Genomic DNA, 22,704 nt, shown 5'->3' on the forward strand with positions numbered 1-22,704 from the left:
GACTCAAACAAGCCCAAGGCTTGTATTACGTTTAGGAAAGTAGCTACTGCGTGTTGGTATACGTCACTGGCTAGCGTTTTTTAGTGTTGTCCTCGAAAATATTCAAAATTGGCATGTATCTTCCAACGATTAGTTTTGTGTGATCCGTCTTTTCAATTAAGGAGACTCACTTTATCGCCAACGTGAATCTCTCCTCCAGCACCACAGGTAAGCATCGCAATTGCGAAAGTTGGTTTTTCCTGACTAAAGGCATGGGTCAGCGTTTTAAGGATCGGCAAGTCCCGTTTACCAGAATTAGGATTCGCTTGCGTAGCGAGGCATCTGCTCTTGGACATGACAACGTCGAAATTAATCTGACCTATCCGAATCTTTCGCCCTACCCAGCTTTGCTCTTCCCATGCATCCAGACCATCGATAGCGATGTTTGAGCGAAAGCGCAGCTCACTGAGATCGTTATCACCGACAGCACTACCAATAGCCGCTAAGCTTGCGCGGCTGTGTAATGTTATCTGACCTGCTTCATTGTCCTGATAACGCGGCGTAATCCCGTTCCCAACTAATCGCAACGGAAGCCGTTCCGGGTGAGAGGAAAGCGGATTATCATCTATCAGTTTGAGTACATAATTTTCGATAGCGGCAGCAATTTTCTTACGCCCAATCTCGTCCAATGCCTCATTAACCAAAACCGTTCCCTCTACACTGATGCATAGCCTAAGCGTCTTATGATCAAACCGAAGATGTAGACGTGCTAAGCCGGGTGTGTTAACCAGAGCAACAAACTCGTGCTTTTTACTCCAAGCATCATTCATCACGTTTGAATTAGCAAAGCGGAAACCGAGAACCCTGTCTTCGACGATTCGACCTTCATCGAGGACAGTTAAAACATCGCACGCCTCGGGCGTGAAGCTTTTAACAGGATAACGATATAAGGCAACGACGCGTGGCATCAGTATCTCCATCTTTTGGTATGTGCCACACAGTAATCTTAACGATAAAACCCACTGAGGGCTTACTTAGGTTAGATAAATGGCTGTCAATTTAAGCACAACATACGGATTCTAGATTCGTGGATTCTACAAAAACCATTCCTGGCGACCTCTTTGTTGCCAATAGTTTGATTTATTCAACGATGCCTATTTTCACGAAAAAAGTGTGGCTTATTCCATCAGTCTAAAAAAATCTTTAGGCGCTCCACAGATCGGGCAGGACCAGTCATTCGGTACATCGGCCCAACGGGTTCCGGGAGCTAGACCACTATCAGGGTCACCCTTTGCTTCATCATAGATATTTTCGCATTCCTTGCACTGATATTTTTTAAAATCGGACATAATGATTCTCCTAGATGGGTTAGTTAATGAAAGTAGATTAAATGGCACTGTCCAACGCAATGCAACGATACCGTAACATCGCCTTCATATTTCAAGTGCCTCGGTCACTCGCTGCCTAAGCATAGGGAGCAGCTCCTTCTCAAACCACGGATTTCGGCTAAGCCAAATATTATTTCGCGGACTTGGATGCGGAAGGAGGATTATCTTGGGCCAATGAGATTGCCAGCCTCGAACCGTCTCGGTAAGTGATGATCGTATTTTGTTCATGTGATATGTCTGCGCATACTGCCCAACAACCAGCGTAACTTCAAGATGACTGAGGTGACCGAAAAGTTGATCGTGCCATTCCTGTGCGCATTCAGGCCGTGGAGGAAGGTCACCGGATTTCCCCGTGCCGGGAAAGCAAAAGCTCATTGGCAGAATAGCTATCTGTTTCGAGTCGTAAAAGACTTCCCGCGTTACCCCCATCCACTCGCGCAAACGAGCCCCGCTAGCATCATCGAAAGGCATACCGGATTCATGAGCTTTTCTTCCTGGCGCTTGGCTTGTAATCAACACCCGAGCCTGCGGGTGTATCTGTAGAACGGGCCGAACTCCATGCGGCAGATGTGCCGCGCAAATGGTGCAATCACGTACTTCGGTTAGCAAAGATGCAAATGAAGTCACCAGAGGACGGAACAACGGAAACTTACGACCAAAGCACAGGCCACAGGTGGCCGGATGCAACACCTTATTCGGCCACAGTTGATTGTCTTCTACTTCCCCTGTCAAGTTAAGAGTGCCCATCTTCCACCTTTCCTTGTACATCGCCCCTCCAGCTAACAAAATAACGTGCTGTTTTCCTGGATCACAACCGCTTGGTTATGTTCCTCGTCCTTTGCGCCATAGACGAGCGTCACGATACCCGTGTCCAGCTCTTGCTTTAAGAGTTGGATTTGCCCGCTATTACTCTTGAGTTCAGCGAGATACCGTTCCTTGAACTCTTCCCACCTGTCTGGATTATGGCCAAACCATTTCCGGAGCTCCGTACTGGGAGCGATATCTTTGAGCCACAGATCAATGCTTGCTTTTTCCTTTGTCAAACCGCGCGGCCAGAGCCTGTCCACGAGGATACGCCGGCCGTCATGCTTGTCCGGCAGTTCGTATACCCTTTTAATCCTGAACCGATAATTTTCTGGTTGTTGCATTTATAAGTTGAATTCGCCGTTTGAGTTAAAAGGTAATCACGAGGTATCGTGCAGCATCGTGCTTGAAAAAATTGCCCGGTATAATACTAACGATTTAAACTTTAAAGATAATTGTGAGTAAAACAACTGAATCAACTACAGCTCTGACAGAGTGCGGTTCATCGGGCATTAAATAAAGCAGTTGGCCGGATGTTAATACTTGTGTTCCCCCCATTGCTGCGCACTCAATTTCCCCTGTTATGCAATGAATCACAGTGGGTCCTAATACCTTGTGATTTGGAAAATCTTTACCCGCCAGAATAACAAGGCGAACAAGTTCCATTTCATCTGTTTTCACAATGACTTTAGTTTTTTCATTTGGGACGTCTTGCGCCCAAGTTCCCAAGTCAACAATTTCACCTGGTGCTGCGTGATGTGTAGCCATGAATATTTCCTAATAAGTTTAAGTCTACCAAACACAAGTTAATAAACTAGAGACGAAAAAAGTGGTCGCTATTTCTTCAAATTGACCATTAGATTTTTCAATCCTCACAAAAATAGTAAGTTATCCATCGGACTAACGAATTTTGCAACTGATCCTTTAAATAGATTAGGTTTTATTACTTCAAAACGCCTGATAAAACTATCCACACACCGCAGCATCGCGTTGGCTGGAAAGAGCGTCAGTCCATCGGCTGTTGACACACCCCCAGCCAGCCTTTGATTGATGCGATCACTAACGGTATAGCGCCGAATAGAATACGCCCATCATCGCGGCATGGCCATGATTGGGCGTAAGTTGGGTGCCGACTTCATAGTAGCTTACGATTGGCAGGTTGATGAGGAAACCGAAGATACCTGCCCCGACGAAGTTCCAGAAGCCCACGGACATCAAGAAGTAGAACGTCCATTTATGCGGTATTGCTATGGCGTCGAGGTAAATCACTCGAAGCGCGACGTTGCGCCGGGTAAGACCCAGTTGATAAAACATCAGCGCCACCATCGTGGTTGCGAAGAATTCAAAAAAACCTTCGACCCATAAATGAATGATCCAAAAGCGCCAGGTATCGACCACGGTGAAGTTGGTCTTTGCACCGAAGAAGAGTGCCGGAATGTAGAACACAGGAATCGCCAGGGAAGCCAGCAGGAACAGCCTGACCAAAGGTTTCGCGGTTGACTCGCTCAAGGTATCTGGCTGCACCAGCTTTAATAATATTGCAAACCACACCAACAGACCGACGATAAGCAGGCACTGCCACAGCCGGCCGAGCTCCAGATATTCCCAACCCTGGTTGCCAAGCCAGAACCACCATTGACCCAGCATTTGTGATATACCCGCCCACTCGCCTAACAGGCTGCCGCCTATGACTACGACGAAAGCACCGAACAGTAGATGAATCCAGCCGACAAACCAGCGAGGTTCATCGTTGCGCAGTGAACGACCGAGAAACAAGGCCGCGGCAATATAGGCGGTAGCGATCCAAAAAACCGCCGTTTGCAGATGCCAGGTGCGCATCAGATTGCTGGGAAATAGCCGCTCCAGTTGGAAGCCGTAAAAACTGCCAGGATCCGCTCGATAGTGCGCCACCGCACCACCCACCAAAGTCTGCATAAGAAACAGTAGCGCCATCACCACGAAGAATTTCACCAGTGCAAGCTGGCCGGAACTGGCTTGACCAGGCAACAGATGAAGGTGTACATGCTGCCCGGTGCTAATCCAGCCAAGATAATCGAACTTGCCGAACATCAACAGTACGATTGCAATACCGGCTAGCAGCACGATAAGACTCAGCGCACTCCACAACAGCGCGCCGGGTATCGGCGTATTACCAACACTGGGGTCGTACGGAAAATTGTTGGTGTAGGAGTAGTTTTCACCGGGGCGGTTGGTCACCGAGGCCCACGCCGTCCATGTAACGAATGCGGTAAACTGGTACAATTCAGTCGGATCGCTGATCAGTCCACGCTTGAGCCCGCCATTACGTGCGGGATCAAGGAAGTAATCAGTCCAGTAAGTAATCTGTCGACGGTAGGCGGCACTCTCCGGCATGGTCAGATGCAGCGTTGCGCTGGCGGCGTCATAATGATTGGCTTTTAGCTCGACCGCTGTTTGTGCATACACTGCCGCCAGTTGCCCAGGTGTCAGCGCAACCAGTGGCAGTTGGTATTGCTGCTGCGCAATGACCGTGGCGGTATCCTCGCCGATACGATGCAATGCCTCGGCCGAGTAATCGGGCCCCAGATATGCCCCATGACCCCAGATACTGCCGTTGTTCATCAATCCGTACTTGAGAAAGATTGCCTGGCCTTCGCTGATGTCGTCGCCGGTAAACAGGCGAATACCTTGCGCATCAAGTACCTGTGCCGGGATCGGCGGAGCGTTGCGATAGGCCAGTGAAGTGATGACGATCAGGCCTGCAAAGCCCAGCACCATCACGATCAACACCGTGCGCAGCCACCAGGGAGACAACGCAGGGTCCTCTGAAGTTAAGGGTTGTGCGGCAACACTCATGGTGTTCTCCTTTAGTAAGCACCTAATACGATCGTCATCAATAGCCTGAAAACTCTTCCGTGCGAATGTTGTCATCGTCGACGCCCGCTTCGCTCAGTATTTGTCGCATCGAATTCACCATGGTGGGCGGGCCGTCAATGTAGTAGATGGGAAGTGTCAAATCATCAATGAATTTCAGAAGCGTGGCTTTACTGATAACCCCGGTTTCTCCATGCCACTCGCGGCTGGACTTTTCCATCTGCGTCATCGTACCGACAAAGGTATAGTTTGGATTTGCAGCGTGAGATCCCATCAAATCATCCAGAAATGCCGCATCTTCCGGCTTTCGATTGGAATAAAAGGCCAGGATTCGGTGCGAAACCTTATCGTGGATAGCTTGAAGAACAATGCTTCGCACCGGGGTAATGCCAATACCGCCTGTTAGGAAAACAGCGGTGACGCTCGCATTGTTGTGAAGCGTGAACGAGCCATGGGGAGCATTCAGTGTCACTTCCGTGCCAGGCTCCATTGTTTTTAATACCCGCTTGAACGCAGTGTCACGCATGCGTGTCGCCAGCATAAGATCGTCTTCGTAAGGAGCGCTTGCAAATGAAAATGCTCGTTTGTTGCCTTCGGTGTCTGTTTCAGCGGGGTTGATCAGGGACCAGCCAGCGAACTGACCTGCTTTATAGGTAAACCCTGCGGGTTTTTCAAAATGAAACGCCATCGTTCCATCTGCGATTTCCCGATGGCATTTCAGTTTTACTTTGTAGTTGGGCATGGCGTAATTCTCCTTATTTTTGTTGAAAATATAGCGAAGGCAACAACGTCGCGCACAGTGGCAGAACGTAAAGCCAACCGGGCGCGACCCACCAAAGCTCAAAAATGAGAAAGGGTCTTATGGCCGCGCTCCGGTTAAGCGCAATGTTCGGCATTGTGTGTATTCCGACTCCAATGATTCATTTCCCAGCTATATCCATTATTTCTTTTCCGTTAGATCACCCGCTGGAACAACTCCGTCGGAACGGCCTTTAAGATAGGCATACAGGTCGTCACTGCCGTCGACCACGACTTTGTTACCACTGAACGAATACATGATCCCACGGCCATCAATAAGGACCCGGTGGAACTGTTCTTTAGTCAGGTTTTTCAAGCTGTGAAGTAGATTCGGATTGCTCACGTTGCCTTCTCCAGTTGCTCCATGACAGCTACCGCAAGCTTCCTTTCTGTAAATATTCCAGCCGTTGAAAACAGCTTTATCGACATTGTTACCTTTGAGCGAATTAGTTGTTTGTGCGAAAACAGGTTGATTTGTGAATAATGCAATACCGCAGATCATAACGGCGACCGGTATAATTTTAAATTTGCTACGAAACATTTTGTTCATTGTTGCCTCACTTAAATCATAAGTTATGGAATACCCCAGTTTCACTCGCACACCACATCAACTTCGTAAACAGCGGCGTTCTAGCTTCACCCAATGCGACAAAAGTTCAGAGTGCTTTTGTCTATGACAAATATAGTAGGGCACCTCTCTATCTGAGAATTAGGCCATGAAAGGCTCGCCCAAATAGCTAAGGAGTGTTGCCCCCCCACTCTGATGGCTTTCAGCGAGAATAAATGAAATATTCTTAATCTGTATAATTTCATAAATTTTTACCTGATTACCCATAATCCTCAGCCATCTTCAGTAGCCGCATAGGCATAGGTGGTGTTCTGACTGCAACGTAACATAGGCGGGGCAGCATATCCTCAAGGACAAATCGCCGATTGAAGCGATAACAAAATTCTGCCAAATAGCGCGGAAGGTGTTTATGATTGATAGCGTGATAAGTCCTGTCAATCGACCTTTTGACATTACCTATCATCGTATTGACCCAAGTGAAGGGTTCCAGCGAGACACATTCAGGGCCTCCACCGGTTACGATGCTGGTATGCTGGCATCCTGCCTTGGTAACAAGGCCAGTCCGTCCGAGACCACGTGACTATCGGTGCTAAGATGGCGCTTCGCCCAACGAGTGATTTCTTTGGAGCGGAACCCGTTGACCACAGTCATGTTCATGGCAATAGGATGTCCTTTTTCGTTGACCGACACAGCCGCCACAAAAGGTGTTTTGTTGGGTGAACCCCGTCCACGCTTGCCTCCCCGATGTTCGCCGCCCCAATACACGTCATCCAGTTGGGTGACGCCGGATAACGGCTTACTATCATCACGCTCCTTCATTACTTGCATCAGCTTCTGTTTGATGCTCCAGGCGGTATTGTATGAAACACCTAATTGACGGCGCAGTGAAAGGGCAGAAACGCCAGTTTTTGCTTGTGTGGTCAAGTGGATCGCGAGAAACCAAGTTGTTAACGGGAGCTTCGTCGCAGAAAAAATGGTGCCACTAATGAGGGAATGTTGATGGTGGCAGTGATTGCACTGATAAACCACTCGTGTTTTCAGGGAGCAGTAGCTTTGCCCACCGCATTCAGGGCAAACATAGCCTTGAGGCCAGCGCCACTGAAACAAGGCTTTTCGGCATTGCCCTTCACTCCCATAATTTTTCATGAACTCGCCCAGGCTATAGCCTTTTTGAAATTGAACTTTGTTTTTCATGACGTTATCCCATCCGTATGGTAGATACTGTCAGTATAGACATTCTTGTAACATTGGCTGTTCTTTATGGGTAATCAGGAATTTTTATGAAAGTCTGTTCGGTCTTGCCATCTTCAACCCATGTTTTTTCATCCAATTATATAGATTAGATCCAGTGGTGTTATAGCGTTGTGCGATAGCTTTCTTGGTCAAACCATTCACCAACAAATTTTCGATTTCTGGTCGAAAGGCATCCAGTTTACTTTTGCCTGGCCCCTTGGGACGGCCAACCTTAATCCCTTGAGCTTTTTTGGAGCATAAACCGTCCTTAATTCTCTGCGAAATTAAGTCTCGCTCAATCTCTGTTGCCATCGAAAATGCCAGCGATATCTTGCTTTGAGAGCTTTGATTAAGTTGCCAATTCCCCTTTACTGAATACACGTAGATTCCTTTATACGTTACCAGTGATAAAATTTCCATACACTCCAGCATGCTACGACCCAAGCGCGAGAGTTCGGTCACAATAATGACATCGTTGGCTTGCAGCTCATCCAACACCCCAGCAATTTGACGTTCTTGCCATGGAATACGACAAGAGGCAAGCTCTTCAGTGAAATGTACTTTTCCAAGATCATGCTGATTGGCAAAGTGCAGAATGTCAGCCTTATTTTTTTCGAGGTTTTGATCGCGCATCGATTCCTGCAAATAAGCAACGATCTTTCGCGCTGATGGTACAGCCTGGCTTGTCATATTTAAACCTATTTTTATTATTGTACAACCCATTATTTTTAGTATAAAAATTTACCCAATTTTCTATTGTAGCGTCGGATAAAATGACAAAAAAACCTGCGATGAGCGCTAATCAGGAAGACTGACTGACATTGAACGCATCGGCATAAATATTCTTCATGGATGCACCTGCCAGAAAGGCTTTCCTCTTGGCTATCCGGACCATATCCGGATGTCCGCAGAGAAACATTCGCCAATTCTTGAGATTGGGGATCTGTTGAAAGGCCACGTCATGAGCTCGTCCTGCTGCAAAGCCATGGGGGACATCCTCACCGGAAAGACAAGGCACATAATTAAAATTCGAATATTGCTTGACCAGATCGTGCAACTCTCCGGTCAGATAGAGTCCGTTCAGGTCGCGGCTACCGTGAAACAAATGAATAGGGCCCGTATGCCCCTGACTGAGCGCGTCGCGAATGATGCCGTAGAGCGGTGCAAGCCCAGAACCTGTGCCGATTAAAATCAAGCCTTGTTCGGTATTGCCAGGCGTGTAAAAACAGTCGCCGCCAGGACCCCGAATCTCAACGGTCTCGCCAGGACGTAACTCCTCATGTATCCAGCCACTGACCCGGCCCTGCGGCAGACGGCGGACATGGAGGTGAAGGTGATCATCCTGGTGAGGCACGCTGGCGAGCGAATAACTGCGGCCAAGCGCTTGGTTTTGAAACAGGTTGATGAATTGCCCTGCCCGGTAGTCGATAGGCGCGTGGCATTCAAGCACGACATGCATAATTTCTGCATTGAGCAATCGCAGACTTTTGACGGTAGCAAGGATCACTGCCTGAATATCAGCGTCATCCGGCAGTGCGACTTCAAGATCAGCAGTAGGATGACAAACGCAAGCGAGAAAATAGTTCTGCAGCTTGAGACTATCTTTCAAGCCTTGCTGCGAAAGTTCAGGAGGCGCGCCCCCCGTCGCCCGCATCAGGCAGGTTTGACAGACCCCACTGCGGCAGGAAAAAGGAACGGGCACACCGCGATTGGTCAAACAATCCAGAACCGATTGGTTTTGCTCCAGTTCAAAGTTGTCTTTTGCATAACGAATATTAACCATGGCGGCGTACCTTTTTACAAGATGAGTAGTTATCGATCCAGCACATCGTTACGTGTGCTTTCAGCGATGGCCGCTACCTGAGCAATCAGTTCCTCTTTTACACCCAATTCGCGCAGGGTAGCACCAAGGTCTTCGATCACGGCATCGACATGGGAGTCATTCAAGCCACGCGCGACCAGATGGGCATGACCGCGACGCATATCCAAACCGCTGTAATTGTGCGGCCCACCGAAAGCCATGGTCAGGAAGGCTTTTTGTTTAGCAGCCTGCTTCTCCATGTCCACGTCTTCAAAGAAGGCACTGATGCGGTCATCGCTCAGCACTTTGCGGTAAAAAATATCAACCGCGGCATTAACAGCCGCTTCACCACCCAATTGCTCGTATAAAGATTCTTGTTGTGACATTTTTCTCTCCAAATATTAAAAAGGCGTTTAAGATACATCTTAAAGGTTCGTTTATATCAAAGGGGCCCTGATTATGCGCCCCAATAAGATGTATCTTATATGCATCTTATTGCTTGATTATAAAATCGTCAATCTCTATCTTATCTTTTTTAAGCCCTAAACTAAAAAACAAGAAAATTTTCAAGGAGTATCAACTATGCAGCTTACGCAATTCACAGATTATTCACTGCGCTTGCTGATTTATCTTGCTCGTTTACCAGAACCAAGGTTGGCGACTATTGCAGAGATCGCCGACTATCATCAAATTTCCCGCAACCATCTGGTGAAGGTGGCGAATAGCTTGGCCAATCAAGGCTTCGTTATGTCGACCCGTGGCAAGGGCGGCGGTATCCAGCTGGCCCGACCGGCCTATGCCATAGGTGTTGGCGAAGTGGTTCGACGGACCGAGCTGAACATGAATCTGGTCGAGTGCTTCGATATTCCTAGCAATCAATGCCGCCTCATCCGCAATTGTTTTCTCAAGGCTACTTTATACGAGGCGCAGCGGGCATTTATGACGGTACTAGACAAATACACCCTGGCTGATGCGGCCAGTTTAGATGCCAATGCCGATTTGTCGGCGCTGTCGGGAGATAAACTGCCATAACCTGACGCGAAATAGATTTTAGCAAGTTAATTCCGTGTTTTTAGTGTGTCTCTTTTAATAAAAAAATGTATGACATCCTGGAAAAATAAAGGCATGAGGATAAAGAGTTCGTTCATTTCTGCATCGCAATCAAATAAAAAACCAAAGAACCATGCAGGTGATGCTCGCCATAAAGCCCATCAACCATTTTGTTTTTCCGATTGTAGATAAATCTTGCCAATAAGCTAAAATCTCTTTTTTTAGCTGCGACCAACCGGTGACAAAATTCTCTTTTACTTCGCGATACCGGTGAGGCAGAGCCCACAACAGTTTGTACAGTGCGAACCCGGCGATGGACAACATCAGATAAAATACAATAATTTGCGTATCATGAAGATCCGTGTGGAAAATATGTTCAATGAGTATGTCAAGCGAGAGTTCAACAAATTCGAATGAAACATGTATCAGTTCAAGAGATAATGCCAACACCGTGTCGAACATTAAGATGACGATAACAATGACGGTCAGAATTAAACCGAAAGCGACTTTTCGATTAATGGATAAAATCATTTATAGTCCTTAAGTACAATTGATCTGCTGGGCTTGCCACGGCCTCTTTACCGCTAACAATGATTCCACAACCATCCTCGGAAAACATAAAATCGACATCATCGATAAGCGCTGGAATTTTTAGTGGTTGCCGATTCGGGTCATTTACAATTTGACTCTACTGGAGCGTTTTTTTGAATCAAATTATCCATAATAATTTTTTGAGCCGTGGCTTCCGCATCGGCGAGTTCATCAATAAAGATGTCAGTCTCATACTCCTGAGAGGAAACTGCCGCCAGCGAAGCGCCCAGCGGCTGTTCCGATTCCCTGACGTCGATTGAGGTCAGGGTGGAGAGCCCAGGGCGTATGGGGTTTTTCAGTATTTCTTCTTTCTGTAATGCAATACGCACGGGAACGCGTTCTACGATATGAATAAAATTTCCGGCTGCGTTGTCTGGAGGCAATAAAGCAAAGACACTGCCAGTACCGGGCACCAAACCTTCTACCGTGCCATGATAGAGGTGGCTCTCGCCGTAGAGATCGACGGTAATCTCCGCCGGCTGGCCGGGGCGTACCCGCACCATTTCAGTCTCCCGCAGGTTCGCTTCTACCCACAGATGCTCCAAAGGAACAATTGTCATTAGCGGATCACCGGGCTGAATCCGGTTTCCGACCTGGACCTTGCGCATGGACACATAGCCTGAAACGGGCGCATGGATTTGCTGCCGCGAATATTCAAGATAGGCGGCGATGAATTTATACTTAGCCGCTTCCACGTCCGGGTGCAGAGTTCTACTCGTACCGCCCACTTTCGCTTCTATGGACTTGAGTTCTGCCTCGGCCTCCCGCATCTCGGCTTCGAGGGCCATCATCTGATCTTCGGCATTTTGCACAACCTGGTCCGATACCGAACCATTTGGAGCCGCCTGCCGTAATCGAATCACATCGTGGCGCACCCGGGCAAGCCGGGCCGAGCGAGCAATCAATTTTTGACACATTTGCTGGTGCGTGGAAAAAACCGCTCCGATCTCGCGTACTACCTGCCCCAGTTCGCCCCTGCTCTGGCCTAAAGCGGTCTGAGCGCGATGCTCATCAAGACGAACCAGCAGATCGCCCTTGTTTACATATTGACTTTCCTCGACCAACACCTGCGTGACGATACCTGTTGCATCCGCTTCCACCGGAATAAGATTGCCTGTAACGAACGCATTATGACTTACCACCCAAAAACGGCAGTAGTGCCACCAATAACCGGCATAAGCCAAAGTGCCGACAATCAGTACCAGCATAACTAACACTAGATAGCGGTTGCGGCGAGCGCGAATAATCTTGGGATGAGTTGTCATAGGTATGTATGTCGGTAATGCCGGATTTTATTCTGGATTCAAATATCGTTAATTGAAATTGATTGATCATCTGTCAAGCTCCTTTACAACGATGGACGATGTCCACATTGCCCAAGGCTTCCCTTAAATCTACCATGGCAACCAACTGAGTAGTTTTTGCTCGGGTTTTACTTGGGTAATCTGGAGATCGTTCACGTACCCGCCGCCCAAGGCTTCCATCAAATCCACCAGGGCAACCAACTGATCAGCGTTCAAAGTCTTCAAGACATATTCCTGGTTCAGCACGGCATGCTCGTGTGTCAGCAACGCCCGGCGATCATCCAGGCCACTGCGAAAACGCATTTGAGCGAGCTCCAAGTTTTCCTGTTGCGCAGTTAGCAAGCGGCCATGCGCTTCGAGGATGGAGTGGGTCTCCCGCCAACGGCTCAGGCTATCAGCTACTTCTTGCACGGCATGTAATAAGGTTTCATTGTAAAGCTCCACTGCACCATCGTACTCCGCCCGTTGTGCCGATAATTCCCCGCGCAGACGTCCGCCCTCGAACAACGGAAGCCGCAGACCTGGAGCAATTCCGTAGGAGAAGCTGGAACCTGAGAACAGAATACTGGCCAGAGAGCTCGCGCCCTTCGTTAACCTGAGGGCATTCAAGCCGGCAAATGCAGTCAGATCAATGGTTGGCAGAAAGCTGGCTTTGGCTACCTTGACTTGTTGTGCAGCCGCCTCGGCACGGTGAAGGGCGGAGGCGAGATCCGGGCGTTGGCTGAGCAACTCCAGCGGAAGCTTCGCAGGCAAGCGTATTTTTTCCGGGCTGATCGCCGTGCCGGTGAACAGGTTTTTTGTCGAATCGGACCCGTGACCAATCAGTCGGGCCAGCAAGTTCCGCTGAATATCCAACTGATCACGTATGCCCGCTTCACGCTTATTGACCTGCTCTAATTCGATGCTAGCTTGCTTCACCTGATCGGCAGAATCCAGACCCAAGCGCAACCGGGTCTCGTCCATAGTGAGCAAGTCGCGCCGTAACTCAACCATGGCATGCGCAAGATCGAGTTGCTGCCGCAACGCCATCCCCCGTATATAGGACCGCGTAATTGCACCCGTCAACTTAAGCAGAACTTCGGCCAGTTCCGCTTTCTCGGCGGTCGCTTCGCCCAGCGCCGCTTCCACTGCGGCGCGATTTTTCCCCCAGAAATCGAATTCGTAGCGGAAGTTGAAGGGATTAATCTGGCCGAAGACGATATTCGCTCCCGCCGCCTCTTTGCGGTTGAGCACGGCAAAAACACCATTCTCTGAAATACGCGTGTTCTCGAATTCCATTTCTGCATCCAGAAACGGTAATAATCTCGCACCTTCCACGCGAACCAGGGCTTGTGCCTGACGCAAGCGCGCAGCAGCCACCTTAAGGCCAATGTTATCCTTTAGGGCGATAACCATGAGGCCGTTGAGTTCCTGGCTGCCGAATTCCCGCCACCAGCGATCATGTGGCCAATGCTCGGCAGGAACAAGCGGTACACCCTGACCCGTATCGGATAGCGTGTGCTCCATCGGTGGAGTTTTCAGGAACTCGGCAGGCTTGTCGCCTGAAGGTATCCAGGCGCAACCGGTTATCAAGAGCATAAATCCGGTATAGAACCCCAAAATAAGCGATCGATGTGGCGTGAATTGACGCATCATGATTGCTCCTCCACTATCTCTTCTGCCCGCATATCCACTATTTCTTCCATCGGCGTTGGATGAACACGTTGATAGGTGGGATAGGCCAGCCACACCAGTCCGGCCAACCCGAGGAAGAGGTAGCTGGCCAGTAGAAACGCGTCGTTCAACGCCAGGATGGCGGCATGCTGCTTGATGAGGGTCAGGAGCTTGCCATTGACCATGCCTTTATCAAGGCCGGAGGCCTCCAGCCGCGAAGAAAATCCTTGCAGCACATCAATGGAGGCGAATTGCCGCCCCCCGAAATGATCCGCCAAATGAAGCTGATGAAAGGGGGTACGCCGAAAAAGCACGACGCCTTGCAAAGTGATGCCGAAGCCGCCGGCAATAATCCGCAGAAACCCAGCCTCTTCGGCCGCGCGTATCTGTTGATTGCCAGAAAGTCCGTGCAGGGTCAATTTGGTCAATGGCGGAAAAAACGAACCCACAAAAAAACCAAGAAGCAACATGGGCCAAAAAATTTGATCGAATGAGCCGGGATCATCAAATAGACCTAGCCAATAAAAGGTGGCAGCGAAACCAAGAAGATTGAGGCAGGCCAACAGGCGAGCGTCGAGCCCTTTGGGCAGCTTATGTATCAGCACGGCCACCGGCACCGCAAGCAGGATCATAGGCATGTAAACCATACCCGCCAGAAATGAAGAATAACCCAGCAAAACTTGCATCTGAACAATAAACACAGAGAGCAGTCCCTGAATTGAAAAAAATCCCGCCGTGAGACAAATCACGCCTATTGTAAAATTACGGTGTGCGAAAACACGTATGTTGAAAGCGGGGTGGCTTTCGTCGAACTCCCAGATAAAAAAACAGGGCACCGCTACGATGAGGACAATCAGCATACTTTGCAGAAAGGGCGAATCCAGCCAGTCAAAATCGTTACCCATATTCAAAATAGTCTGCAGGCTGCCGAGAATCAAAGCCAGGAGTACAAAACCGATGCCGTCGAAACGCGTGTGTCTGTGTTCGAATCCACGCCCGGTTAGCAATGAGCCGGTAATCCCGGCAATGGCCAGGGCGATAGGAACATTCAGATAAAACAGATAACGCCAGCCAAGTTCGTCGGCGATCACGCCGCCGATCGGAAAGCTGATGGTAAACGGCATCAGCGTGACCAGCCCCCATATTCCTAAACCCAACAATTTCAGTTGGTCAGGGTACTCTTTCAACAACAGGGACTGTCCAATAAAGAGTGTAATTCCACCTGAAAATCCGAGTAAAATGCGAGCCGGAATAAACAACCATAAGCTCTGGCTGATGGCGCATAGATAAGAAGCAAAGGCATACACGACAAACGCCGCGATAAACAAGCGATAATCGCCTACTAGGCCTGTCAGCCAGCGTGCAATAGGAAAGGCCAGCGCCAGGGCAATGATGAAATAGGTCTGGCCCCAGGTGCCAAAGCTCGGCAACACTCCGCCCAGATCACCGGCAACATGAGGCAGTAGTGCAATATAGGAGCCTACGCCGAACAGCACGATCATGTGTCCAAGACCGAGTACGACATTAAACAGAATGAAACGCCAACCGCGCAGACGTTCGTCGTAGGCGATGGTCATGGAGTTAACCTATCAACCGGTGATTTGGCAGGCATGATGTGCTGGCCATAAACCTTCAGCGGCAGTCCGAGGTCACTAAACCCGCGAGCAACCAATTGTGCTCCCATCTCGGTCATGAGTTGCTTGAACTTTTCTGCCTCATGATTGAGCAAGGTTTGTGGCGAGTCCTCAACAGAGAAGGTTTTCGCGCTGGTTCTTCCGATGATTTGTTGGGTATTGGGGTCGATCAGCTTGATCAATACCTGCAATGACGTTTGAGCGTCAAAAATCCTGTAGGTATCGATGCCTACTTCCAATACGGCATCGACGTGTTCCTGGCCAAGTTGTCGATAATCAATGGTGGATGTACCCTGGTTGTACCATTCCGAAATAGCATCATGCCAATGCGCTAACTGAGCATTGCGATCTGCATCGGCCATGGGTAAGCGATAATAATCTCGACTCAATATGGCTTTAATGTTGTTCTCGGTCAATTGAGTTACCGCTTGCTGCGCCAAAACAAGCGTTGGTATCCACGCTTGTTTTGGCTCGGTAGCGATTGCCAAGCTCAGGGGTATTTTGTCATCTTGGATAGTCACATCCTGTTCATCGTCGCCTGGACTGACCAAACCGGCAATAATGACGTCCCCAGACGTTCTGTAAAGTTTTTTCTCTAAAGGAAAATCTACGGACATATTTCGATAATGCCTATATGCCGGGATACGCTCTTCAATCGGGTCGGGAATGATTTCAAGCGGGGGTGACTCGACCGGCACGACCAGAATGGTGCTGAGTTTGTTGATTTCAGAAACGGGCGGTTTGATTGCTGCCGCCCAACAACCACTGACTAGCAAGACCAGCGCAACAGCAACGCTTCGATTTATTAAGTGGGAATTAAATATAGACTGAGAATCTTGTGCATTAATGGGTATGTTGGATGACGTTTGCATTCGATTGGACTCCCCCAGAGTGTTGTGTACCGCTTCTGCACTGATCGACGATTGTTATTGCGAACAACTATAAGAACGCAGTCGATATAAGACAAACGATTTTTATTGGACTTTAATATCGATAAGTCCGACACTAAACTGATGGATATTGATCAAATCAAAACTTTTTTAAGTGTTGCAGCCAACGGTAGCTTTGTGGAAGCCGCCAGTAGGTTGTATGTAACGCAGTCGACGGTAAGCACTCGGATTCAGCGTCTGGAAGCATATATGGGCGTTGTATTATTTGTGCGGAATCGTTCTGGTGCCACTTTAACGCTGCCAGGACGTCGCTTTTTACGTCACGCTAAATCGCTGCTGGTAACGTTGGAGCAGGCGCGACATGACATCGGCTTACCCAGTCGCTATCGTACCAGTATTACCATCGGTGCGCGGATTGCATTGTGGGAGGCCTTATTGTTACCGGAATGGATAGGTATCATACGGGCACAGGTACCGGATGTTTCAATACGCAGCGATATCGGTTTTGAAGAAGATCTAATGCGATGCCTCATCGAAGGTTCGATGGACATCGGCATGATGTATACGCCGCAACACAGTCCGGGACTGCAAGTTGAACATATATTTGATGAAACCTTGGTGTTGTTGACCACCGATCCCAACAAACCCTGGCCCAATGATGATTACATCTATGTTGACTGGGGGCCGGGCTTTTATGCCCAACATAGTAATAGTTATCCTAATCTGGAACGCCCAGCCCAGGTGGTCAATATCGGCTGGTTGGCTGTACAGTTAATTCTCAGCAACGGCGGTTCCGGCTTTTTGCCTATTCGCATTGCCGAACCGCTGATTAAAGCTAAAAAACTGTTTCATGTACCCGATAGTCCGCAATATAAATTAGCGGCTTATATGGTGTCGCAGCGCGATAGCGATTCGATCATATTACAACAGGTACTTAATAGCTTAAGGTCGTTAGCCGCGATTGAACGGCAAAAAAACTATTGCTGACATCCTGCCTAATTGGCCACTCTGAAGCACCAGAAAACTCATGGGGATATTAACTCTACTAGCTGATGTTTAGGAGTACATGAAAGGTCGCCACTATTTAATTCGCTCAGTTGTCCTGAAGTTGAGTGATCCAACCGCCAAAAAGCTGGCTAGGTTTTACGTTGATTTTTGAGAACTCATCTTTAAATAAATCAGGATGGGGCATTATCGACCTGAGTGGCGGCTTTGGGTTATAGCTCAGACTATTGATGAAAGTGGTGACCAATGTCGCCTATGGGTCGGTGGACTAAACCGCTACGCGCTATGGTGGCTGCGATTTTAAGCCTACCGGTGATTGAAAGAATGTAACTGTTCCCTATGTTAAGAAATGAGGCAATCCGCCTTGTTTCAAAATAGGAGCAGTGTTATGACTTCGACAAGTAAACCCATTACCCGTTACGCCAACGCATGATCGACGACATGCGGATGCGCAAACTTTCCCCCAAAACCCAGGCTGGTTATATTCGAGTTGTAAAGCGATTCGCAGCATTCCTGGGACATTCGCCGGATACAGCCAGTTCCGAAGATCTACGCCGTTATCAGTTGTATCTGGTCGATCACGGCATTTCGTCTATTTCCCTGAATGCGGCTATCACCGGGCTCAAGTTTCTGTTTGAAACGACGCTGGATCACCCGGAATTGTTGACCAAGATGCATCCCGTGCATGAACCTCGCAAACTGCCGGTGGTCTTGAGTCGTGAAGAGGTGGCTCGCCTGCTCGCTGCCATTGACAACCTCAAGCACCAGACTGCATTATCGGTGGCTTACGGTGCCGGCTTGCGTGTCAGCGAGGTGGTGTCGCTGAAGATCGGCGACATCGACAGCCAGCGCATGACGCTGCGCATTAGAGGCGGCGGGAATAGATAAGCGGGTAACGATGCATACGCTGAGACATAGCTTTGCCACACATTTGCTAGAACAGAAGGTAGATATTCGGATTATCCAGGTGCTGCTCGGTCACAAGAAACTGGAGACTACGGCGCTATATGCTCAGGTGGCCACCGATATTCTGCGTGAAGTGATCAGTCCGATCGAGACCTTACAACCTTTGTAGGTCAAGGCCATGATACGTCCCGCACTGGAGGTGGCGGATATCTTCCGCGCCCACGGCCCCGCTTGGCGACAAGTCCAGCAGAATCACTTAAGTCTGGGGCAGCTGAAAGTCATGTCCGCCATCGAACAGTATCGTACCTCAACCTTGGGTGGGCATGTGTTGCACTGTCCTGCCTGCGAGCATGACGAAATAGCTTACAACTCCTGCCGTAACCGGCACTGCCCGAAGTGCCAGGCCAGTGCGGCCAAACGTTGGCTCGAAGCCCGACAGGCCGATCTGTTGCCGGTGGACTATTACCATCTAGTGTTTACTTGCCCGCGCCGATCAGCGCCATCGCTTTTTACAACAAGGCGGTGATCTATGGTCTGCTGTTTGAGATTGCCGCCGAGACGCTGCGTACTATCGCCGCTGATCCCAAACATCTGGGCGCACGGATCGGGATCACCCTGGTTCTGCATACTTGGGGATCCGCATTGACGCATCATCTAAATGCATTATAATTTTAGCAAAGGTTTTTGCACTAAAAATCAAAGGAATTGCAATTGGAAAGATACGGTGAAGTTAGAGTGCAAAAAGTACACTTTTTGCACTCACTGAAAAGTATAGTGGACCCCGAAAACCGGACAATAGTTTAAGCTATGCTCTGTCGATAAATGAGAAGCAGGAAATGAGCGAAAGCAAACGGAAGATTTATACAGGGGCGCAAAAAGCCAAGATCGCCTTGGAAGCGGTTCGAGGCACAAAGACGATCAATGAGATCGCCCAGGATAACAACGTACACCCGACTCAGGTCAGTCAATGGAAAAAAGAATTGATGGACAATGCAGGCAGCCTGTTTGATGGTAAGCGGGGACCGAAGCCTACCGATGCACAGAGCGATCCGGATCGGCTGTATGCCAAAATCGGGCAATTGAACATGGAATTGGACTGGCTTAAAAAAAAAGTCTGGACTCAGCCTATAGATGAGCGGCAATCGTGGATAGCACCGGATAATACACTGGCGCTATCCCTGCAATGCAAGCTGCTCCAGGTTACGCGCTCGGTCGTCTATGCCCATAAAAAGCGTTTACTGAAAGCCGTTGATGAAGATGAATGCCTGTTGTTGCAGTTGCTCGATGAAGAGTATACGCGGCACCCCTTTTATGGCTCACGGCGTATGACGAAATACTTATGCGGACTTGGGCACAGGGTTAATCGCAAACGAGTTCAGCGCTTGATGCAAACGCTAGGCCTGGCTGGGATGGCCCCTGGCCCCAATACCGGTAAGCCGCATCCGCAACATAAGATTTATCCCTATCTGTTAAGGGGCATCGACATCATTCGCCCCAATCAGGTATGGAGCACTGATATTACTTATATCCGGCTACCGCGCGGCTTCGTTTATTTGGTGGCAATCATCGACTGGTATAGCCGCAAAATACTTTCCTGGCGGTTGTCGAACACCATGGATGCGGGATTCTGTGTCGACTGTTTGGAAGAAGCCATCAAGGCCTACGGGATGCCTGAGATCTTCAACAGTGACCAGGGATCGCAATTCACCAGCGATGCTTTTACTGGCGTGCTGCTCAACAGCGGCATCACGATCAGCATGGATGGGCGTGGTCGCGCACTGGACAATATTTTTGTCGAGCGGCTCTGGAGAACGGTGAAATATGAAGAAGTCTATTTGAAGCAGCATGACAGTGTACAGAGCTTGCTGATGGGATTGACCGACTACTTCATGTTTTATAATGAAGAGCGGCGTCATCAATCATTGGGCTATGAAACACCCAGTGTGGTTTACCAAACAGCTAGGGGTGGCGGTGCAATGATCGTGGATAAATACGGGGCGGCAGAAATATCAGTTCCCGTATCAAAAAATTGGGACAGCGCCATTCAGCTGGAGTGTGAACAGGCCTCTATCTTAAATTAAGGCATTATTTGCCTGGACAATGGGCTCCACTATAACATAGCTGGGCAGCTTTGGAAACCAACTGCGCAAATGGCGATCTGCGCACTCATAAATTTTCTTGAGTTCTCGGATTTTATCAATGACGCCAAATAGATAGAGCGTGATAACCTCTTCATCGCTAAAACTCAAATCGGCGTAAGAACTCATCCTTTGGCAATAAACACAAAGGGATTGTTGATAGTGCTTGCTTACATAAAGGTAAAGCGTTATTAATCGATCCTGCCAGTTCATCGGTTCTTGTCCTATTGAGAGGGAGTCGTGCTTTTCTCAATAGTTTACTGGAGCTTATGGACTGGCTCTACTAGCTCTTAATTCGCATTTAACATCAGGTATATTGATCGCTGAGTAGTTACAAAACATCTTGATTTTTACCTTTCACTTATTAACCTATGCCCTCTATCATTTGCTTCGATCAAGTATCGGTCACTAACCATAAAAAAACACTGCTCGCCAATATCAGCTTTGCGTTATTCGCTGGAGAAAAAGCGGTGTTATGCGGCAAATCCGGCTCCGGTAAAAGCAGCGTGCTGAGAACCTTGTTGGGGCTGCATCCTCTAAAATCCGGCACGGTTTATTTTCAAGGACAACCGCTAACGCCGAAATCTGTGCAAAGCATTCGAAGCTGCACGGCTTACATTGGACAAGAGCCGATATTGGGTGCAGAAAGCGTGCGGGAAGCATTGTTGCTGCCTTTTCAATTTAAAATACATCGTAATCATCAACCTACGGAAGCGCAATTGATAGAGGTATTGCAACGGCTGCAACTGCCGGAGGATATTTTAAACCGGGACAGCAACCGTATTTCCGGCGGCGAAAAACAACGGATTGCTCTGGCTCGGGGGCTATTATTGGGCAAAAGACTGTATCTGCTCGACGAGGTGACCAGCGCCTTGGACGCGGACAGCAAACAAGTGGTGTTCGAGGTTTTCTCCGATCCTCAGCTGACCGTTCTATCGGTAGCTCACGACCCCGAATGGCTTGAACGCTGTGACATTGTTTTTGAACTCGAAGCGGGTCGATTGACCGAGGTAAGGCGACATGGAAACCCTTGACATTAAGCTGCCGCAGATGGCTCTGCTTTACGGCCTCTGTTTTCTGCCCTGGTTATTGCTCTGGCTAATCGGCCTGCGCTTGAGTCGGGATATTGGCATCGGCATCCTGCGCATGAGTATCCAGTTAGCGCTGGTTGGCATTTATCTGAAAACGCTATTCGATCTTAACAATCCCTGGCTCAACGGCTTATGGATATTGGTGATGCTGATAGTTGCCGATTTCAGTATTTTGCGCCGCGCCGGGCTGAAAGTGCGTTATTTTGTCCTGGCTACCTTTATCGCGATTGCCTCCAGCATACTGCTATCCACCGCCTATCTGGTGATTCTGGTCATCCAGCCTGCGCACTTTTACGATGCCCGTTATATCGTGCCATTAGCCGGTATGATTCTCGGCAACTGCCTGCAAGCAAACGTGATCGCCTTGGAGCGTTTCTATTCGGCGCTACGCAAAAACGAGAACGAATACACCACCTTTTTAATGCTGGGTGCGACACGCTGGGAAGCCGTGCGTCCATATTTTCGTGAAGCCGTCAAAGCCGCAATCAATCCGACTATCGCCAGCATGGCAACAATGGGGCTGGTATCCCTTCCGGGCATGATGACCGGACAAATTCTGGGTGGCAGCGAACCGTGGCTGGCGGTTAAATACCAAATTGCTATCATGATCTGCATTTTCACCAGCGCCACCCTTGCCAGCATTATCAACTTGAAACTCAGCCTGGCTATTGCATTCAACGCGTTTGATGTGTTGCGGGATGAAGTGATTGAAAAAAAGAATATCCGGTAAAAAGAATGTCCAACTGTCGGACGATGTAACCTTAGTATAAGGCGGCGCACTTTAAATAACTACCTTCTTCGCCCCCAAACCCCTGCCAATGCGCTACCGATCAGGCAATGAAATACGGCTGAGATCGCAGCGGAGACCGGAGCCATAGCCATGCCTCCGGTTGCCACCATGCCCACAAACAGCCGCTTACTATCCACAATGGAAACCACTCGGCTATTTTTATGCAGTTCCGTTGCCAAACTTTTAACATGGTGATGATCCTTTATTGCTTTGGGTGATGGGTGAGTG

Annotated in this window: 24 protein-coding genes and 3 pseudogenes; 8 read left to right on the forward strand and 19 right to left on the reverse strand. The window is 48.9% G+C overall.

Annotated elements, in window-relative coordinates; translation table 11 throughout:
- Positions 1-152: 152 nt before the first annotated feature.
- From ABXJ76_RS09330 to ABXJ76_RS09385, 12 genes and pseudogenes are all read right to left on the reverse strand, one after another.
- Complete coding sequence (locus tag ABXJ76_RS09330) at positions 153-947, reverse strand: MOSC domain-containing protein (RefSeq protein WP_432746301.1); 795 nt, start codon at positions 945-947, stop codon at positions 153-155.
- 210 nt (positions 948-1,157) lie between these two features.
- Positions 1,158-1,328, reverse strand: coding sequence for a rubredoxin (locus ABXJ76_RS09335; protein WP_432746304.1), 171 nt, complete (start codon positions 1,326-1,328; stop codon positions 1,158-1,160).
- Between the two features lie 84 nt (positions 1,329-1,412).
- Positions 1,413-2,135 (reverse strand): uracil-DNA glycosylase family protein, encoded by a 723-nt coding sequence (locus ABXJ76_RS09340; RefSeq protein ID WP_432746306.1) that lies wholly within the window; start codon positions 2,133-2,135, stop codon positions 1,413-1,415.
- A gap of 11 nt (positions 2,136-2,146) precedes the next feature.
- Complete coding sequence (locus ABXJ76_RS09345) at positions 2,147-2,515, reverse strand: DUF488 domain-containing protein (RefSeq protein WP_432746308.1); 369 nt, start codon at positions 2,513-2,515, stop codon at positions 2,147-2,149.
- A gap of 94 nt (positions 2,516-2,609) precedes the next feature.
- On the reverse strand, positions 2,610-2,939 hold the full coding sequence (locus ABXJ76_RS09350; RefSeq protein WP_432746310.1) for an AraC family ligand binding domain-containing protein: 330 nt from the start codon (positions 2,937-2,939) through the stop codon (positions 2,610-2,612).
- A 291-nt stretch (positions 2,940-3,230) separates the two neighbouring features.
- Positions 3,231-5,006 carry a cbb3-type cytochrome c oxidase subunit I gene (locus tag ABXJ76_RS09355; RefSeq protein ID WP_432746311.1) on the reverse strand — a complete coding sequence of 592 codons (1,776 nt, stop codon included), beginning with the start codon at positions 5,004-5,006 and terminating at the stop codon, positions 3,231-3,233.
- A gap of 37 nt (positions 5,007-5,043) precedes the next feature.
- Entirely contained in the window at positions 5,044-5,766 is a 723-nt protein-coding gene (locus tag ABXJ76_RS09360; RefSeq protein ID WP_432746313.1) for an FAD-dependent oxidoreductase, read from the reverse strand.
- Between the two features lie 198 nt (positions 5,767-5,964).
- On the reverse strand, positions 5,965-6,372 hold the full coding sequence (locus ABXJ76_RS09365) for a c-type cytochrome (RefSeq protein WP_432746315.1): 408 nt from the start codon (positions 6,370-6,372) through the stop codon (positions 5,965-5,967).
- Between the two features lie 277 nt (positions 6,373-6,649).
- Positions 6,650-7,584: pseudogene (locus tag ABXJ76_RS09370) on the reverse strand (IS1595 family transposase).
- Positions 7,585-7,668: 84 nt separating this feature from the next.
- The gene (locus tag ABXJ76_RS09375) at positions 7,669-8,313 is read right to left on the reverse strand and encodes a recombinase family protein (RefSeq protein WP_432746317.1); all 645 of its coding nucleotides are present in this window, start codon (positions 8,311-8,313) and stop codon (positions 7,669-7,671) included.
- Between the two features lie 112 nt (positions 8,314-8,425).
- On the reverse strand, positions 8,426-9,406 hold the full coding sequence (locus tag ABXJ76_RS09380; RefSeq protein ID WP_432746319.1) for an FAD-binding oxidoreductase: 981 nt from the start codon (positions 9,404-9,406) through the stop codon (positions 8,426-8,428).
- Positions 9,407-9,435: 29 nt separating this feature from the next.
- Positions 9,436-9,810 (reverse strand): group I truncated hemoglobin, encoded by a 375-nt coding sequence (locus tag ABXJ76_RS09385; protein WP_340123672.1) that lies wholly within the window; start codon positions 9,808-9,810, stop codon positions 9,436-9,438.
- Between the two features lie 196 nt (positions 9,811-10,006).
- Here ABXJ76_RS09385 and ABXJ76_RS09390 point away from each other — a divergent pair, with 196 nt between their 5' ends.
- A complete protein-coding gene (locus ABXJ76_RS09390; protein WP_432746321.1) occupies positions 10,007-10,456 on the forward strand; it encodes an Rrf2 family transcriptional regulator in 450 nt (149 codons plus the stop codon).
- 129 nt (positions 10,457-10,585) lie between these two features.
- On the opposite strand, the gene ABXJ76_RS09395 is transcribed toward ABXJ76_RS09390, so the two are convergent.
- The 5 genes from ABXJ76_RS09395 to ABXJ76_RS09415 all read right to left on the reverse strand — a co-directional run bounded on the left by ABXJ76_RS09395 (position 10,586) and on the right by ABXJ76_RS09415 (position 16,528).
- Entirely contained in the window at positions 10,586-11,005 is a 420-nt protein-coding gene (locus ABXJ76_RS09395; RefSeq protein ID WP_432746323.1) for a hypothetical protein, read from the reverse strand.
- A gap of 140 nt (positions 11,006-11,145) precedes the next feature.
- Entirely contained in the window at positions 11,146-12,330 is a 1,185-nt protein-coding gene (locus ABXJ76_RS09400; RefSeq protein ID WP_432746325.1) for an efflux RND transporter periplasmic adaptor subunit, read from the reverse strand.
- A 129-nt stretch (positions 12,331-12,459) separates the two neighbouring features.
- Positions 12,460-14,004 (reverse strand): efflux transporter outer membrane subunit, encoded by a 1,545-nt coding sequence (locus ABXJ76_RS09405; protein WP_432746327.1) that lies wholly within the window; start codon positions 14,002-14,004, stop codon positions 12,460-12,462.
- A complete protein-coding gene (locus tag ABXJ76_RS09410; RefSeq protein WP_432746329.1) occupies positions 14,001-15,599 on the reverse strand; it encodes a DHA2 family efflux MFS transporter permease subunit in 1,599 nt (532 codons plus the stop codon). The genes ABXJ76_RS09405 and ABXJ76_RS09410 overlap by 4 nt, the downstream gene beginning before the upstream one ends.
- The gene (locus tag ABXJ76_RS09415) at positions 15,596-16,528 is read right to left on the reverse strand and encodes a hypothetical protein (RefSeq protein ID WP_432746330.1); all 933 of its coding nucleotides are present in this window, start codon (positions 16,526-16,528) and stop codon (positions 15,596-15,598) included. The genes ABXJ76_RS09410 and ABXJ76_RS09415 overlap by 4 nt, the downstream gene beginning before the upstream one ends.
- Before the next feature lie 105 nt (positions 16,529-16,633).
- On the opposite strand from ABXJ76_RS09415, the gene ABXJ76_RS09420 reads away from it, so the two are divergent.
- The 5 genes and pseudogenes from ABXJ76_RS09420 to ABXJ76_RS09440 all read left to right on the forward strand — a co-directional run bounded on the left by ABXJ76_RS09420 (position 16,634) and on the right by ABXJ76_RS09440 (position 20,538).
- Positions 16,634-17,533 (forward strand): LysR family transcriptional regulator, encoded by a 900-nt coding sequence (locus ABXJ76_RS09420; protein WP_432746332.1) that lies wholly within the window; start codon positions 16,634-16,636, stop codon positions 17,531-17,533.
- 459 nt (positions 17,534-17,992) lie between these two features.
- Complete coding sequence (locus ABXJ76_RS09425; RefSeq protein WP_432746334.1) at positions 17,993-18,439, forward strand: tyrosine-type recombinase/integrase; 447 nt, start codon at positions 17,993-17,995, stop codon at positions 18,437-18,439.
- A gap of 10 nt (positions 18,440-18,449) precedes the next feature.
- A complete protein-coding gene (locus tag ABXJ76_RS09430; RefSeq protein WP_432746336.1) occupies positions 18,450-18,626 on the forward strand; it encodes a tyrosine-type recombinase/integrase in 177 nt (58 codons plus the stop codon).
- 9 nt (positions 18,627-18,635) lie between these two features.
- Positions 18,636-19,111: pseudogene (locus ABXJ76_RS09435) on the forward strand (IS91 family transposase); the annotation flags it as partial.
- A 182-nt stretch (positions 19,112-19,293) separates the two neighbouring features.
- Positions 19,294-20,538 carry an IS3 family transposase gene (locus tag ABXJ76_RS09440; protein WP_432746338.1) on the forward strand — a complete coding sequence of 415 codons (1,245 nt, stop codon included), beginning with the start codon at positions 19,294-19,296 and terminating at the stop codon, positions 20,536-20,538.
- A gap of 36 nt (positions 20,539-20,574) precedes the next feature.
- Here ABXJ76_RS09440 and ABXJ76_RS09445 read toward each other — a convergent pair.
- Positions 20,575-20,808, reverse strand: a pseudogene (locus ABXJ76_RS09445) (IS982 family transposase); the annotation flags it as partial.
- A gap of 158 nt (positions 20,809-20,966) precedes the next feature.
- On the opposite strand from ABXJ76_RS09445, the gene ABXJ76_RS09450 reads away from it, so the two are divergent.
- Positions 20,967-21,629, forward strand: a complete 663-nt coding sequence (locus ABXJ76_RS09450; protein WP_432746340.1) for an ABC transporter ATP-binding protein — start codon at positions 20,967-20,969, stop codon at positions 21,627-21,629.
- A complete protein-coding gene (locus ABXJ76_RS09455) occupies positions 21,616-22,416 on the forward strand; it encodes an ABC transporter permease (RefSeq protein WP_432746342.1) in 801 nt (266 codons plus the stop codon). The genes ABXJ76_RS09450 and ABXJ76_RS09455 overlap by 14 nt, the downstream gene beginning before the upstream one ends.
- 59 nt (positions 22,417-22,475) lie before the next feature.
- On the opposite strand, the gene ABXJ76_RS09460 is transcribed toward ABXJ76_RS09455, so the two are convergent.
- Positions 22,476-22,655 carry a hypothetical protein gene (locus ABXJ76_RS09460; RefSeq protein ID WP_432746344.1) on the reverse strand — a complete coding sequence of 60 codons (180 nt, stop codon included), beginning with the start codon at positions 22,653-22,655 and terminating at the stop codon, positions 22,476-22,478.
- Positions 22,656-22,704 lie beyond the last annotated feature (49 nt).

This window comes from Methylobacter arcticus, assembly GCF_050917435.1.
Classification (GTDB): domain Bacteria; phylum Pseudomonadota; class Gammaproteobacteria; order Methylococcales; family Methylomonadaceae; genus Methylobacter_A; species Methylobacter_A titanis.